We start from the raw sequence: 15461 nt of genomic DNA on the forward strand, positions 1-15461 counted from the left end.
CCTCCATAGCAATAAGGCTACCTTCGGGGAATTGTCTAATTTTATCGAGCAGCTTGTTTCTGTTAACCTTTTTGTTACTCATGACAGAGTTATCCATAAGACAAACACAAACTTGAAAAACATTTTTGGCTAAATCGATACCAATAACTTTAATATCCATGATGGAAACCTCCAGAACTATTTGTCAGCTTTAAGCTTGGCATAATACTGCAAGCTTAGGTGCTGAGGCGTCCATCACATCACTACACATGATACTTTCGCGTTGTTGCTCTTTGAGCAATGCTCGCTTAAATTTTGCAAAGATAGAGTGATTTACTGAATCAAGAACGGGGGTCTAAGAAGTCAAGTGTGACCTGGAGAAAGGATCAAGGCGAGAGCATCGCTGCGCTCAACGTCCAGAGATCGAAATGGAGCAAGGGGGACTGCTACGTAAACCTCGTAGTTTACTTTCTAGCCCTTGGCGAAGATAAGTCTCCTACAGAAAATAAGTGTCATGTTCGAGTTCGCCTACCTGTCGAAGAGCTATCCACGGTAGTGTCGATAGCAGATGATTGGTTTCTAGAGAGGGCGATGTTTCAAGACGCTGCGAATTTATCAGCATCTGACTCCCAGCATAAAATGGTCGTTAAGGAGCTTAAGTGTGTCACCGGCACATAACTAGTCGGTCAACCGGCCGCCAAAAGCGTGGCGCTTTTGGTGCCCTCCGCTGCCCTCCTACGCTGGTTGCCATCAGCGTTAGGCCGCAATGTCGCTCTGAAGTTTTGGTATAAAATTATATGAGAAATTATTTTGAGAGTCCGTTTAAGGGTAAACCTCTCACTGAACAGATTAAGAACCCGAATATCAAGGTTGGTCGTTATAGTTACTATTCAGGCTATTACCATGGACATTCATTTGATGAATGCGCCCGCTACCTCCTGCCAGATCGCGATGACGTTGATAAATTAATTATTGGAAGCTTTTGCTCCATAGGAACAGGCTCATCCTTTATCATGGCTGGCAATCAAGGGCACCGGCATGATTGGGTTACATCATTCCCTTTCTTCTACATGAATGAAGAGCCTGCATTTTCGGAATCAGCTGATGCTTTCCTAAGTGCAGGTGATACCGTTATAGGAAACGACGTGTGGATCGGTTCGGAGGCAATGATTATGCCCGGAGTAAAGATCGGTCATGGAGCAGTAATTGGTAGCCGGGCTTTGGTGACCAAAGATGTAGAGCCTTACGCGATTGTTGGCGGAAACCCGGCAAAAGCGATAAGAAAGCGGTTCTCAGAACAGCAAATTTCAATGTTACTGGAGATGCAGTGGTGGGATTGGTCGTTGGAGCAAATTAAAGAAGCAATGCCTTTTTTGTGTTCGTCTGACATCGAAGGACTTTACCGTATTTGGCAACGTTCAAGTGCCTAAAAACCGGCCGTTGTCATCCCTTCGGTGCTGGGAAGGCTTTCCGCCGCTTCGCGACTACAAGTCCGCCCCAAGGCCGGGTGTTAGTTTTCGTAGAGATGGAGCTTTGTAGATGTTTAAGAAATTTATTTTTTTGTTAGTTATGATTGTGTCTCTTACTGGCTGTAGTGCAACAGGTCCAAAATTTACTCAAACGGAAGCTCCTGAGGTAAATAAAGCTAAAGTGTATTTTTATCGTCCTTGGGCCATGCTGGATGGCGCCGCTGCTCCTATGGTACAGATAAATGGGGTAGATGGTTTTGAAATCAGTAATGGCGGCTTTCATATATTGGGCCTTAATCCAGGCAATACGATAATCGCAGTTAAAGAGGGCGGCATTATGTCCAACTGGCGTGCAGGACCATTGCAAATCTCTTTCGATGCACAAGCCAATAACACTTATTTTGTTCGCTTAACTGCAGGGCTTGCTAACTCAGCTTATCTTGGGGGAGTAGCCAGTATTTCTGGGAATTACTCGCTTGGATTGGTCAATCCAGAAACTGCAAAGCAAGAGTTGCGTGAAACTAAGAAAAACTAACAAGGCAAGCCAGCATCGCACCTTAGGTGCTGGACTCGCTTACGCTCGCCGCTTGCGGCGTTAGGTAGACAAGGATAACTCAGAGTGTACCTCAAGTATTTCATCATAATTACCTTATCCCTCTTCACTATGGGTTGCCAATCTACCCCAAAAGGCGGAGCCATTCCCATTGAGTCCGCTAAAGAAATAAAACTAGATGTTTTGAATATCAAATGGAGTGATCTTAGCTTAGCTCCAGGCGATAGAAGAATTGAAGATACAGGTTTTGTAGTCGCTAATTGGTCTGAGTTTTCTGATGATATTGGTCTATATTTAGGCATTTTAGGCGTATTAGCATCTGATTTATCAAATGAAAAAAACTTAGAAGGGCGCTTGGAAACTGAGTTAAAAGAAAATTTTGATTTGGCTAAAATTCTATTGGATTCGTTAAATTCACACCCTGAATTAATATCAGAAATAAAGTCAATTCACTTAAACTCTAATATAAAAAATCAAGTAATAACACTTGAGCCATGGTGCATTATATTTTCCAATGAAAAAGGTCTTATTTTTGTTCCTCAGCTCAAAGCCACATTAAAATCTGAGTCTGGAAATGCAATTTGGGAAGGCAATTATGGACCAATGAGCAAAAACAAGCCATTTGCTCTTAAAAACTCAATGACGAGCGAAAATATAGCTTTATTAAAAGCCAGACTAATTAAAGTCTATGGAGAAATTACAAACCAATTGACTGCTAATATCCAAGGTCAAACTAATTATGTAAGTAAAGATGAACATCAAAAGCTTACCGATGAGCTTATGAATAACTTGGAAATCCAGCTTGATGAAAATCTACTTAACAAGCAAATTAATAAGGAATAAAACATATGGGCTTTCGCTCCGATCAAGTTTAGCCCACATGTTTTAGCCCATTATTTGGACGTTAGGTGTCAGAACTATGAAAGTACTTTTTCTATTATTGAGCATGCTTTACCCAGCCTTATGTTTGGGGAGTGACACAATGTGGGATGTCTACATTCAAAAAGATGAATGGGCAGTACTTACAAAAAAACCTTCAGGTGAGTATTCTTTACCACTTGCTATAAACTCAATACCCAAAGGTGTCTGGATCGAGAATTTTAGGTTTTTTCCAACAGAAAAAGACGAGAAGATGCAGGCTGAGCTGCACAAATATTTAGAGGCGAAATATCCACGCTTACAAGCCGAGGCATTAGCCTCTGCTGGGAATATGCATAATCCAAAAATCATAGCTCTGCGAGATGCATTTAAGGAAGCGATACTAGCAACCTCAATGGTTAAAAGTCTAAATTCTGCGTTAACAGATGGCTCAAGATGCGAGCGTATTACCTCAACGAGTTTTGAAAAGTTTCATATTCAAACAAAGACAACAGGGCAACCAATTTACGGCGCAATGGTATGGCTCACTACAGAAAAATGCACCGAGCAACCCTAATACTTCAGTTTGGTTCGAAGCTTCGTTCATGCGGCCTAGATAATCCCTAGATCTCCTTAAAAAGTTGGGAGCACTCAAATCCATGCAGCAGCAACCCTAAAGGAGTATGCAACGGCATTTTTTTGATGCTTTTGTGTTAATTTTTCCGCTCGAAAAGCTAAGAGGAATTGCGAGATTTTGAGCTGTCTTGCGTGAGTTCCAAGTGCTCAATCGTACAATCTCCACTGACGCAACAAAAATCACTTCTGGACAAAACCTTGTTAGATAATTCACTCTGCTTAGTCAGATTCGGATTAGCTATTCTATTAGTAACGTCTCTGTTGACTGTAAACTAATCAACTCTCGATATTACTAGTCGGAATAGGCATAACAGGGACATAAATCAATTCTATAAAGATTTGATTCATCTCAAGGGAAAAAAGCGCCCCAGAATAGCTGCAAACGGGGCATTGGGGATAGCGTGAATCAGTCTGATGTAGAGTGATTCACGGGCACGATTTTTAGTTAAACAACCATGAGGAAATCTATGGCTAATGCTCGACTCACCGAGCAGATTTAGTTGGTCGCTCTTTAGACGTGTTTTTTGCACTAAAGCTGACAACTACTATGCTTTTGAATTTATCAATCAACAAATATAGATTCTTCTGAAGAATCAGCATCAGGTAACATTTGAGCAAGGACTTTATCTACCCTTTTACCGTCCATATCCATAATTTCGAGTCGCCAACCTGCAACTTCAACAATATCTGTGGTTTGAGGTATTTTCCCTAATTCATACATTAAAAATCCATTTAGCGTTTGATAACGCCCATCCTCTTCATTTGGCAATTGCTTTATACCTAAAGCGTCTTTTAGGTCAAAAATAGGGATTAGACCATCTAGTAATAATGAGCCATCTTCCCTTTTTATCACCATCTGATCATTCACATCTTCCTGAAAAAACTCACCAGTCAGTGCATCCATCATATCTTGAAGCGTTACCAGCCCTTTCAAATCACCATATTCATCAACAACAAACACCATCTGCGAGCCTGTAGTACGAAAATGCTCAAGTAGCTCCATTCCAGATAAGCTGTTGGGTACAAAGTTACAATTCTTAACGAGATCCACCAATTCTAAACGTTCACCCGCGATAGACTGTGAAAGGAGTTGTTTAGCTGAAATAATACCCACCATATCATCAACATTGTTACGACAAACAGGAAATCGTGAGTGAGGAGACTGCATAACAGTTCGCAGATTTGCATCAAGAGGCAGGTTTAAGTCGAGAAATACAATATCAGACCGTGGCACCATCAAAGAAGAAATAGTACGTTCATCTAATCGAAAAACATTTTTGACCATCGCATGTTCATTGTGCTCAATCACCCCTGCAGATGAACCTTCTTGCAACATAGCCTGAATATCTTCCTGAGTCACATTGTCGTCAAGTCTATGCGAAAATCCCATTAGACGCATAAGAGCATGAGTTGAACCGGATAACATCCATACAAATGGTTTGGTTGCTATTGCTAGAAATACCATTGGTTTAGCCATTAGACAGGCAATACTTTCCGCACTGACTTGACCAATTCGCTTGGGAACTAACTCACCAATGACAATTGACACATAAGTGACAATGATAACCACTAGAACGGTTGAAAAGATGTTGGTTAAATCTGGACTTAGACCAAAAGTCTGAAGCCAAAGTGACAAAGGTTCGGCGAGGATGGATTCACCAAATATTCCGTTTAAGATCCCTATTGATGTTATGCCTATTTGCACAGTTGACAAGAATTGCGTTGGATCTTCTGCCAGTTTGAGCGCTGCTTTAGCAGTGCTGCTACCGCCATGAGCAAGGGCTGTTAGCCGTGACTTGCGAGCAGTCACAATGGCGATTTCCGACATAGCAAATAAGCCATTTAACACAATCAAACCAATAAGAATAAAAATTTCCATAGTCGTGGCTCTGGGTTCCGCTTTAAGTTGAACAAGAAAAAATGAATAGACAATTGATACTGAAACTCAATGAGCTCAGCTAAATATCGAAAGATAGCTTAGATACAACTCATGAAATAATCTTCTTAAAAAACAAAAGAATATAACGAAAGGACCGTTCCCAGAACGGGCTTGGGGTATGATTTGAAATTCTCAGAACAAACCATCTACTAGCTGCTATCAACTTTTTGATTAGCCGTGTATTTGATTGTGTAGAAAGTTGTCTTAACTCATTAAAATAAATGGAAAGACAATGTTTATTGATAATGGCTGCAACAACTGAAGTTACAGCGTATCGTCGGTGAGGGTCCATAATCCTACATAAAAAAGTGATTGTAATTCGCATATTAAACGAAAAGAGAGAGTTGTAAAGTATTAGTAATTAACATAATTAGTACGGATACTTAAGCTCTAATATTAAAAAATTATAGCTTAAGTGTATGAGTAGCGAAGACTACTTAGGTCATCAGTTGTACGAAGAACTTACGTTTTTACCTTACTTAAGCACACTAAGGTTAACAAAAATTTAAGAAAAACACCTAAATTTTAATGAAGCTCTAGTTGATTAGAATAAAACCAAAAGGCATAGTGCGCACATAGATTTTAACCGTTATCGCATTAAAGTGAATTTTTGCAAAGTGTCCTTATCCTATCTCCAATAACAGTGGCCCTGAGTGAATGATCCATTTTGTAAGAGTGTAAAAATGCTATACATAAAAGTTTTGGGCAATGGATGCACAAAATGCACAAGTACAGCAGTGTTAATCACTGCTATAGCGACTAATCATGGCATCAGTATTAACTTGATTATGGAGTCAGATCCAGAAGTGATGATGGACTATAGAGTGGTGAGCTCACAAGCGGTTGTTATTAACGAAAGATTAATGCATTGGGGCTCTACTCCCCAACCATACATGGTTGAATCATGGCTAAACATTTTGCGCTGAATTGTTGCATTATCACTGCTCAATAAATCAATAATGTACTTTCTTATTTCACTCTCACTTCAACTCCCAATTAATATTCTATACATATAGAAAACAAAGAAAAATCACACATTATTATTGTTGAATTGTTACCTTATTTTCCAAAATATCTGTAAGCACAACAATACTCATTAACAAAGGCCGGTCAATATCCAAGCTTGATACGACGAGTCTACTGGTTTCAATTAAGAATGGGGCAGAAGTGCTTTACCCAAAGCTAACGCCGAATACTAGATTTTGGTCACGTGAATCAGTCTAATGTAGAGTGATTCACTTACATGGACCAGAAAAATTAGTGAATCAATCCGCCAGCTCTTGCGATCCCTACAATACCAATCAAAATCCAAAAACCATTGAGTAACGTGTAAGCGGCATCTTTGCGTAAAGTGGCACACCATGTTAGCAAAACAGCATCTATCGTGTTGAAAATCCAAACAAACATAAAAGGACTTTCAGGGCCAAGCCAACTGACAAGTGAGAAACTAAATATTCGCATTAGAACACCAACCATTTCAAAGGTCCGCATGTTTGCGTTCAAAAATGCATTAAATTTTTTATAAGACAATTTATTACTACTCTTCTATTTATAAGCAAATTCTTATCATGTAGAACTACATAAAAGAACGACTGTTACTAACGCAATCCCTTTGACACAGGGTAAATTGCACGAAATTTTAGTATGTAAACCTGACTAGGTAAATCTGATTCAACGGCTCATTTTTGGCAAAAACGCGTTAGTTTTGTTACCCGTCATCTTGCTAACCTCTTTTTCACCCATTCTATTGTGGATGCTGACTAGCTCGGTATCCGCGCTATAGCGCAAGTGTACTGAGATCACTAAATTAGTACGCTTCGCCCCGTTGGTAAATGTTCTAGACGATCTCCAAGTACTTCTTTAAGTAATCCAAATGCTTTCATTCCTGTGCAATGTCCTGTGTACAGCTTATCAATTGGATAGTGTGACAAAGCTTGACCGATTGCTTGAATATCTTGTTTAGTCCCACCAATGCTATTCAATAGTGGCAAACCAACCAAGTGAAAACCTCCAACAACTGCTTTTATTCTGTGGTTAGGGAACAGTTCAATAGCAGTCTCAACCATATTTAAAACACCGCTGTGAGCACAACCAGTAAAGACGATTAGGCCATCGCTTTCTTTAACGACCAAAAGTAATTCATGGTCAAATGTATCATTTTCGTAACCATTTTCTGATTGGGTATAGAGATACCGATTCCCTTTTGGTTTTTCATATTTATCACTAATTTCGGTTATAATAAAAATGTTCGGCAATATCTCTGTTGTATGTTCAACAAAAACTAAGCGCTCACTTGCATTTTTTAGCAATTCTTTATTAATACCAACATCATTCTTAAAACCAAACGCCTTAAATCGATAGTTTTTATCCTCACAGTCTTTCAGATATATCTTTGCTTTAGAATTTCGTTCAATAAAGTGAGTAGTACCGTTGCAATGATCGTGGTGACGATGAGATATCACTGCTAGATCAATGTCTTGAATGCTAATATTCATCAATGCCGCATTCTCACAGAACGTACTACTGCTTCCTGTATCAAACAGAATTTGGCTTCCCATTGTCTCTACATGAAAAGAGAGCCCCCGCTCAACAGCTAGATCTGGCCTACTGTCTAAACGAGTATTATCAACTAATGCTGTAAGTTTCATCATTATCCAAAATAGTGGTAGTACCTTTGCGCTTAACGCCTTATACCTGCACGAAAGTAATTAAAAGTAGGCACTTGCCATCATTACAAAAATTTTTGGCACAGACTACTTCACGATCAGTGATTCTACCGGATTAAAATTGCTTTGGGGTAGAAGTGGGTTAAAGCTATCTGTCGGATCTAATTGCATAGTGGTTTGAATATTGAGGGGTTAAGTCAAGACTAATCCAGTTCAATCGTGCGTTCAGTTTGACCTGTTCTTAGACCACTATCTTCACCTGCAGACGTGTCACCCAATCTCGTTACGCTTTATGCCTAATCGTCGGTTTTACCCAATCCCAATGCGCATAATGAGCGCTGAACAGTTATCTGCTAATGCCGGTGTGGATGATGTCAGTACCTAAGAGTGTGGTCCTATGATCCTGCCGTGTGTTTACCTGCAGGTGTGGCCGATAATCTCACGCTGGCTAAATAGTATTTGTGAGGCCGGGAGATTCGTTGGGCTGATAGGTATTGATGCCTGGCATCAAGGTGCTTGTTTACGACTTTGTCAGCGGCTTTACCTGCAGGTGCGTTAGTCGTTCAGGCATTTGCTGATGTTTGTGGGTGAAGCTGGCACAAATAGGACTGATATAGGCGTGTTGAGCGACGATGACGAGTGAGAATAGCGCACGTTTTCTTAGCATTAGTTGTTTCTGGTTTGTTATTTGGCGATAGGTGTATTACACCATTATGGTTCAACAGTTCTTCGATGCGGCCTAGATAATCCCTAGATCCCCTCAAAAAGTTGGGAGCACTCAAACCCATGCAGCAGTAGGGCTACAGGCATATCGTTGCATCAACCCTACAGGAGGATGCAACGACTCGCTTTTGTTGCTTTTGTGTTAACGCTTGAAGGGCGTAAAGGGTAGGGCAAAATGTGAGTTTTTTGGCAGTTCTGGGTGAATTGATGGCGCCTAAATGGATCCTTCTATTCCGCTCACTGTTTCGGTCGCGGCCTCATCCTGCGAAGGCGTTATCCGCTCCCCTTTTTTAGTCATCGAAAGCAGGTGAACTGGGATGATCTGCACACTGTTTCTGGGGGATTGAACGCGTTTTTAGGCTCATGCTGCCTTAACCTGAATTGTTATTGATATATTTCTATTCAATGGGTGTTGTTCAGTGTGTTGCACCAATATGGTTCAACCGTTTTTCGATGCGGCCTAGATAATCCCTAGATAGCCTCAAAAAGTTGGGAGCACTCTAGCCCATGCAGCAGTAAGGCTACAGACGAGTCATTGCATCAACCCTAGTGGAGGATGCAATAGCGTGCATTTGTTGCTTTAGTGTTAATTGTTGGCAATGGGTGAAGAGGGTAAAAGCCAAGGTTTTTGACGGTTTTAGGTGAATTGCTTCTGTCTAGGACTAGGCTCATTTTAACCGAGTGCCAGACTCGTTATCTTTACCTATATTAGTCATCCTGCATGGATAGGAATGGAGCGATGATCATGTGCAATTATGAGGAATTTTGATTTTCAGATGGGCGGATTTTGTGTCTCGCCGATGCTCACGGTTTGATTGAAACCGAACGCGACACTTTATGATGATGAGAATCGCTCTCAACTCGATGTAGATGCGAACCATTATCATCGAGGGTCCTTCCGGCGCGGTTGATTGCGGGGGCAGTGACGCGCAGTACTTCACTACATATGAGGATTTTAGAGGGCTTGGTTGTCGTTTTATTTGCAGGCTTTTAGGGGGCGTTCATAATTTCAAACACTGTTTATGATATTGATTTTAATTGATTATTTTCCTTGCCCCCTCAGGTGCTCGAAAAATAGATGTGCTCGGATATACCAACTTCAACAGATCGATTTTGTGATCCTTTGATCTTAGTTGAATGGACCGATATTTTGCCTCTATGTGTAAGTGAGTCACTATAAAAGCGGAGAACGGTGAGGGGAGAAACCTACCTTTAGCTTGAATACATCAGAGCGTCGCCGCCTAGGCTCATCGATTCGTCCCAGCTTTATCTCAAAATCACTTAACTGATAACTAAACCATTCAAAATTGGCTAACCGGTTAGTACTGTATGTCATGACTGTGATTTTACGCAGTACTTAACCAATGCTTGCCACCGCAAAAAGCTCGCGCTAATCAAGTTGCAATCAAACAATCCATTGGTGGTATTGGCGAGTCATTAGGTTAAGGAAGACTGTTCGTGGTTATGCCTGCAATGCCAGTTGGACCATCTGCAGTATTTTGGTCTGAAAAGACCGCAGTAATTAGTGATGATTAACTGCCAAAGTCAGCCAGTACTAATGTTAGGATAACCATTCTCTCAAGTCGAAGCGTATGACCGACAGCGAGAAGCAGCCAACCTTATGGGGTTAAGCTGATGAGGGGGTGAATGACAGCCTGAATGTGGGGCCCCAATGCTGTCAACCAAGGTCAATAATCAGTCGAAAGTGAGAGTGAAAAATGAGAAAGCTAAAACGATATCAAGTGATTACCTACCAAATTGTATAAAAAACTGCTACCGCAAAAAAGCAAATTCCGATAGCATCATTCATACCCATTTACACGGATGTGGCAGCGGCCAAGTCCAACAAGCGATTTATGCCCTGCAAACAGCGCTGTGCATAAATACTAAGACATTAGTGCCACAAACTATGAGCACCCAAGAAGAATTTTTGGCAATTAAATATGCAGCAGGAATACTGTACACCAAAGACATCATTGAGCATGTTAATTCTCAATTAGATAAAGGTATTTGGTCGGATGTCTTTCTTGAAATATTAGATTGCGATCCAAAGGGATGGGGATGTATTTCAACGCTATTCGAAAAATACCTAAAAGAAATAGGTGTATTAATTCCGACAATAGAAGAGGCTGCAAGAGAACTAGTTGAGCATCATGTACTATTAATTGCTTCGGGCACAGTAACGCCCTGTATGCAGTTTAAAAAGTTACTCGAAGAAATTGATAATTATGATTATTACAGCAAAACAAAAGACTATCTCGGGGATAATCTAGGCATACATCAAATGTACGGTTGGTACTACGAAGATTACTGTACGGTTGATCAAATCAACCAAGGAATTCTTGAAGCAAGCAAAGTTTTGGTTACCACGTATGCAAAAAAACACTAATAAGCGCATGGTGTTGTACTGGTTTTCGTTGTGCTTCAAACCAGCAGCAAATGCGAGTGTTAGCTGTATTTAAAGTATGGCAATATCATTAGACTTTAGAATAAAAGGAATTATTATGAAAAAACTAATATTTATCTTAACACTGTGTATTTCTTCTCTTGTTTCGGCCAATGAATCTTCTGGTTCAACTGCAGCAAAAGAGTGGCTTAAAATCGTTGATGCGGGTAATTACACTGAAAGTTGGCAAAAATCTGATTCATTCTTTAAATCACAATTGTCACAAACCAAGTGGGATACAGCACTTAAAGGCGTCCGAACTCCATTAGGTAAAGTTAAATCACGCTCTGAATTAGGCGCTAAAGAATATTCATCGCTTCCTGGTGCCCCAGAAGGTGAATACTTAGTTATTCAATTTCAAACCGAATTTGAATATAAAAAGTTAGCAACTGAAATATTAACACTTAGTAAAACTAGTGGGCAGTGGCTTCCAGTTGGTTACTTCATTAAATAATTTTGTTGTATTTACTTAGGCTTGCAGGACTAACAAGGCCGCGCAGCAAAGCTGGCGATGTTAGACGGCGCAGACAATCTATTTGTCATTGCACTGTTCAACCCAAATTCTTCACCGAAGTCCGATGTTTTTACCATTGACGCATATGCCGCACATTTGTTTTAGACGATAGTTAAAATGGTCTAAATCGACGCCTAATTGGCACTGCTTTTGCGGTGCTATTCAAAATTTCAGACATCATTATCAGTGATTTTTTTTACACAAAATGGAAAAGTCATCTTTAGGATTGAGTAGAAAATCTTTACCTACAATTGAAGTCATCTCAGCTTCGGAGATAAGAGGATTGTCAATTTTAAAAATTAACCTTTGATTCATTTTGCTTTTTATCAAAAAATCACAATGACGTTTGTAAAATAATCTATCAAACTCACCATTGTTGATTATTCTTCGAAGACCGACTTCTATTCTCTGGGCTAAGTGAGGCTTGTTAGGTGAAACATAAAAATACGTAGCAAGAGGAATATGCAGCAAAATGTTTTCATCAATAACTAGATTTGGATACTGTAGATTGAACTGCTCAAGTTCTTGATAAGCTTCGTTCACTCCACGGCCAAATGTAACAAACCTTCCCTTTGATAGCATGTTAAATAAACTATCATATTGAATGCTTTCTACGACCCCAAATCCAGCCTGTTGCATGGCAACTTTAGTTGACCATTGACTACCTGACCCTGTTTTAAGAGACGTTAATTGCATAATAGAGGTTATTTGAGCTAACGATTCCGCATTTTTCTTCTGAATAATGAAAATCCTAAACCCTTGAATTCCCTTACGGATAGGAATTTTTATTGGTATAAGCTTAGTATTCCACTCTGAACTAGAGGCTTCAGCTATAACATTAATAGTTTGACCATCTTGTAATTCTCTTAATATGCGATTTCTGCTCATAATGACATCGGAAACCTCCAGTGAGGCTTGGCCGAAATCGGCATTGGTTGCATCAATCACTAGCTGTAAAAGGTCATATGTATATTGGTACCTATGGTCAAGGTTCGATTCTGAGTGATTGATAATGAATTGATCGTTAGCATAAGTGATAGGTACGCTTGTTATGGCCATCAAGGGAATAACAATCAAAAAAATTCTAACTATTTGTAAGTTATACATAAGAAACTCATGTCCATGTTCAGAAACCTATTTACTACATCCTCAAATAGACTATAGCTTAATTGGTCTGAACGGCGAAAAAACTAATGACTTGTATAAATTATACTCATTAAATATTTACGATATGTGAGCATTCCACCAACTAGGATAAGCAAATATTCTAGCTGCTATTTTGAGGCAACTTGGGGTGTGGCTTTAAAGAGGCCTATTTAGCTGGTTTGTGGGCCGCATCTAAAACGATGTGTATCGACTGCAAATGAGAATCAAAAATGTTGGGAGTAAACAGATTTAACATGAAAGAATATTGAGGTTATACGTAATCTTGTTGTCTCAGAACAGTTAATTTGGAAGGTTATTAAACTGAGTGTGTACATGTGGGTGTACAGATTTGGAGTGTGTACATTGATTTTTATATTATTAATCAATGGTTAAGTGGTTATTGTTTCGTAGTCGTGCCAAAATATGCTTAGCTGAGAATGATTAGACATAAATTAAATTCAATGACAGTTTGTCGAATAATAACATCTTAACACCGATATTCCTCGAATGAACATTTACACTACAAAGGTGATTAAGCCATTATCTTGAAAATATAACGGCTTAATAGGTGATCTTCATTAAGATTCGACGGTACAATTGCGGTTAAATAGGAGAATAATGTCTTATGTACCATCAATTTCTAAATGAACCTATGGTGCTTGATGTTGCAAAGGCATCAATACTCACATTACGGCTACCCGACGATGTGAGTGATTTTATTGTGTCGCAGGCGATCAATGCCCCTTTACTAGAGATTATCGTCATAGCTGAAGCCGGAATTCAGCAAAATATAGTCATCCGCTTCCAGCCGTTTATGGGTCTTAAGGTCGAATCGTTACCGCAAAGCCCTCAGGCTTTCAATACACCAATAACCCGCGGCCTTGGGCAAGGTTTTAGGCTTTATACACGGATGGGAACTGCTGCGAAATTTTGTGCGGCTGAATTGAGGCGAGGTGTATCTTTTACCTTAGATACGACTCATCATTTAGGTGCAGATAATGACTTAATAGGTGCAGATAGTTACTTAACTTTTGCCTTACAAGCCAATTCAAAGTTTGAGTTAGTACCCTTAGAAGCGGATTTGCGGGTTTTGCATGAGCCCAAAGCGTTAATGGTTGCTAAAGCACTGTTAGCAAGGCACTACGACTATGCCGCATCATCTGAATCTCTTGCAATTTACATGACTGAAATCGAGCAGGTTAGATTAGAATTGCAGGCGTTTATGCGTGGGGAGCTTGGTCAATGTCATGCCAGCCTTGCTGATGAAGTATTAAGGATCGATCCCTTGCTACTGCAAAAACAACAATGGTTATTTAGAACCTATACCCATATGTTTGAGCGACCAAACTACAGCCGCGCTGCTAATGATGTCGATAACACTGATAAGCTATTAAGAAAATTAGAGTGTTATGAATTACTCGCTTCACCGGAATTGATCCTGATGGTAGACCGATTGATGGAAGACGAAACGTAAACTTTTTTACCCAAATTTAGCTAAATGATAAGAGTCCATTATGCATTATTTATGTCCCCTGTGTGCCGCCCCACTGACGTTAACGGAGCGAACTTGGGGTTGTTCACAGCAACATAAGTTTGATATGGCCAAAGAAGGCTATGTCAACTTATTACCTGTACAGAAGAAAAACTCAAAAGATCCTGGTGATAATAAACAGATGATGTTTGCTCGGCGTGAATTTTTAAACGCGGGTTACTATCAAGGTTTGAGTGATAGAGTGAATGAGCTCGCGCTTGAGTTTGGTGCCGAAGCAAAACAAATCCTCGATATAGGTTGCGGGGAAGGGTACTACAGTCAACGTTTACTCCATGTGTTGAGCCAGCACCATGATTGCAATTTACAAGGTATAGATATTTCTAAGTCTGCAATTAAATATGCAGCTAAACGTTACCCTAATTTGCAATTTTGTGTCGCAAGTGCCTATGAAATGCCAATCGCATCCCAAAGTGTCGATCTTGCCATTCGTATTTATGCCCCTTCAAAAGTAGAAGAGTTACAACGGATTATGGCTGATGGAGGCTTACTGATAACGGTTTCTCCGGGACCTTTACACCATTTTGCGTTGAAACAACAAATTTATGCTGAGCCAAGATTACATCCCGTTTCCACAGCGCATATTGCTGGATTTGAGTGCCTTCATCAGGAGCGCTTAATCTCCCAGTTAGAACTGGCAAACAGTGAACATATTGCTCATTTTTTAGAAATGACGCCCTATGCTTGGAAGTTTACTCATGCCCAAAAGCAAGCATTTGCGTTGCAAGGACTGAACTGTGAATTGGATTTCCAAATTGAAGTGCATCGGATTTCAAAGTAAGCGATAAGATTAAGCTATTGAAATAAAGTATTTAAAATGCTTAACTGTACTTGCTAAACAGCATGAACCTAGTGTTCTGCTAGCCGGTTGCAAAACCGTAAAGTAGATTTAGGCAAAATAAATAATCCAAAGTGTCGCAGTGTGTTGACTTATCTTTAGAATGGTTTATAGTCTTATCAGCTTGAAGGTTGGGCTTATATTT

14 protein-coding genes and 1 pseudogene are annotated in these 15461 nt (G+C 39.9%); 10 read left to right on the forward strand and 5 right to left on the reverse strand.

Annotation, left to right across the window (positions count from 1 at the left end):
• Positions 1-160 (reverse strand): annotated as a pseudogene (locus L5M11_RS12970) (IS110 family transposase); the annotation flags it as partial.
• Between the two features lie 155 nt (positions 161-315).
• Between L5M11_RS12970 and L5M11_RS23985 the strand changes: the two are divergent.
• The 5 genes from L5M11_RS23985 to L5M11_RS12990 all read left to right on the forward strand — a co-directional run bounded on the left by L5M11_RS23985 (position 316) and on the right by L5M11_RS12990 (position 3436).
• On the forward strand, positions 316-657 hold the full coding sequence (locus L5M11_RS23985) for a DUF4304 domain-containing protein (protein ID WP_105252871.1): 342 nt from the start codon (positions 316-318) through the stop codon (positions 655-657).
• A gap of 119 nt (positions 658-776) precedes the next feature.
• Entirely contained in the window at positions 777-1409 is a 633-nt protein-coding gene (gene catB / locus L5M11_RS12975; protein WP_263192328.1) for a type B chloramphenicol O-acetyltransferase, read from the forward strand.
• A 109-nt stretch (positions 1410-1518) separates the two neighbouring features.
• Positions 1519-1983, forward strand: coding sequence for a DUF2846 domain-containing protein (locus L5M11_RS12980; RefSeq protein ID WP_263192330.1), 465 nt, complete (start codon positions 1519-1521; stop codon positions 1981-1983).
• Positions 1984-2067: 84 nt separating this feature from the next.
• Entirely contained in the window at positions 2068-2844 is a 777-nt protein-coding gene (locus L5M11_RS12985) for a hypothetical protein (protein WP_263192333.1), read from the forward strand.
• A 139-nt stretch (positions 2845-2983) separates the two neighbouring features.
• Complete coding sequence (locus L5M11_RS12990) at positions 2984-3436, forward strand: hypothetical protein (protein ID WP_263192334.1); 453 nt, start codon at positions 2984-2986, stop codon at positions 3434-3436.
• 621 nt (positions 3437-4057) lie between these two features.
• Here the strand turns inward: L5M11_RS12990 and L5M11_RS12995 are convergent.
• On the reverse strand, positions 4058-5374 hold the full coding sequence (locus L5M11_RS12995; RefSeq protein ID WP_168823978.1) for a hemolysin family protein: 1317 nt from the start codon (positions 5372-5374) through the stop codon (positions 4058-4060).
• Positions 5375-6117: 743 nt separating this feature from the next.
• On the opposite strand from L5M11_RS12995, the gene L5M11_RS13000 reads away from it, so the two are divergent.
• The gene (locus L5M11_RS13000; protein ID WP_263192336.1) at positions 6118-6360 is read left to right on the forward strand and encodes a thioredoxin family protein; all 243 of its coding nucleotides are present in this window, start codon (positions 6118-6120) and stop codon (positions 6358-6360) included.
• Between the two features lie 331 nt (positions 6361-6691).
• On the opposite strand, the gene L5M11_RS13005 is transcribed toward L5M11_RS13000, so the two are convergent.
• Positions 6692-6964 (reverse strand): hypothetical protein, encoded by a 273-nt coding sequence (locus L5M11_RS13005; protein ID WP_263192339.1) that lies wholly within the window; start codon positions 6962-6964, stop codon positions 6692-6694.
• A 272-nt stretch (positions 6965-7236) separates the two neighbouring features.
• Positions 7237-8082 carry an MBL fold metallo-hydrolase gene (locus L5M11_RS13010; RefSeq protein WP_263192340.1) on the reverse strand — a complete coding sequence of 282 codons (846 nt, stop codon included), beginning with the start codon at positions 8080-8082 and terminating at the stop codon, positions 7237-7239.
• Positions 8083-10495: 2413 nt separating this feature from the next.
• Here L5M11_RS13010 and L5M11_RS13020 point away from each other — a divergent pair.
• Both L5M11_RS13020 and L5M11_RS13025 read left to right on the forward strand, forming a co-directional pair.
• The gene (locus L5M11_RS13020; protein WP_263186149.1) at positions 10496-11212 is read left to right on the forward strand and encodes a hypothetical protein; all 717 of its coding nucleotides are present in this window, start codon (positions 10496-10498) and stop codon (positions 11210-11212) included.
• Between the two features lie 115 nt (positions 11213-11327).
• On the forward strand, positions 11328-11723 hold the full coding sequence (locus tag L5M11_RS13025; protein WP_263186151.1) for a DUF4019 domain-containing protein: 396 nt from the start codon (positions 11328-11330) through the stop codon (positions 11721-11723).
• A gap of 243 nt (positions 11724-11966) precedes the next feature.
• Here L5M11_RS13025 and L5M11_RS13030 read toward each other — a convergent pair whose 3' ends face one another.
• A complete protein-coding gene (locus L5M11_RS13030) occupies positions 11967-12890 on the reverse strand; it encodes a hypothetical protein (protein WP_263186152.1) in 924 nt (307 codons plus the stop codon).
• Between the two features lie 664 nt (positions 12891-13554).
• On the opposite strand from L5M11_RS13030, the gene L5M11_RS13035 reads away from it, so the two are divergent.
• Both L5M11_RS13035 and rlmA read left to right on the forward strand, forming a co-directional pair.
• Complete coding sequence (locus L5M11_RS13035; RefSeq protein WP_263192341.1) at positions 13555-14403, forward strand: hypothetical protein; 849 nt, start codon at positions 13555-13557, stop codon at positions 14401-14403.
• A gap of 40 nt (positions 14404-14443) precedes the next feature.
• Positions 14444-15259 (forward strand): 23S rRNA (guanine(745)-N(1))-methyltransferase, encoded by an 816-nt coding sequence (rlmA, locus tag L5M11_RS13040; RefSeq protein ID WP_263192342.1) that lies wholly within the window; start codon positions 14444-14446, stop codon positions 15257-15259.
• The last annotated feature ends 202 nt before the right edge of the window (positions 15260-15461 follow it).

The sequence above is a fragment of the Shewanella sp. SM87 genome, assembly GCF_025653705.1.
Lineage (GTDB): Bacteria > Pseudomonadota > Gammaproteobacteria > Enterobacterales > Shewanellaceae > Shewanella > Shewanella oncorhynchi.

Bases quoted from the DNA above. Each gene is read 5' to 3' on its own strand.
- L5M11_RS13030 (WP_263186152.1), bottom strand. From the start codon at position 12,890: ATGTATAACTTACAAATAGTTAGAATTTTTTTGATTGTTATTCCCTTG.
- L5M11_RS12995 (WP_168823978.1), bottom strand. From the start codon at position 5,374: ATGGAAATTTTTATTCTTATTGGTTTGATTGTGTTAAATGGCTTATTT.
- L5M11_RS13000 (WP_263192336.1), top strand. From the start codon at position 6,118: ATGCTATACATAAAAGTTTTGGGCAATGGATGCACAAAATGCACAAGT.
- L5M11_RS13035 (WP_263192341.1), top strand. From the start codon at position 13,555: ATGTACCATCAATTTCTAAATGAACCTATGGTGCTTGATGTTGCAAAG.
- L5M11_RS12990 (WP_263192334.1), top strand. From the start codon at position 2,984: ATGTGGGATGTCTACATTCAAAAAGATGAATGGGCAGTACTTACAAAA.
- L5M11_RS13025 (WP_263186151.1), top strand. From the start codon at position 11,328: ATGAAAAAACTAATATTTATCTTAACACTGTGTATTTCTTCTCTTGTT.
- catB (WP_263192328.1), top strand. From the start codon at position 777: ATGAGAAATTATTTTGAGAGTCCGTTTAAGGGTAAACCTCTCACTGAA.
- L5M11_RS13020 (WP_263186149.1), top strand. From the start codon at position 10,496: ATGCTGTCAACCAAGGTCAATAATCAGTCGAAAGTGAGAGTGAAAAAT.
- rlmA (WP_263192342.1), top strand. From the start codon at position 14,444: ATGCATTATTTATGTCCCCTGTGTGCCGCCCCACTGACGTTAACGGAG.
- L5M11_RS12980 (WP_263192330.1), top strand. From the start codon at position 1,519: ATGTTTAAGAAATTTATTTTTTTGTTAGTTATGATTGTGTCTCTTACT.
- L5M11_RS13010 (WP_263192340.1), bottom strand. From the start codon at position 8,082: ATGAAACTTACAGCATTAGTTGATAATACTCGTTTAGACAGTAGGCCA.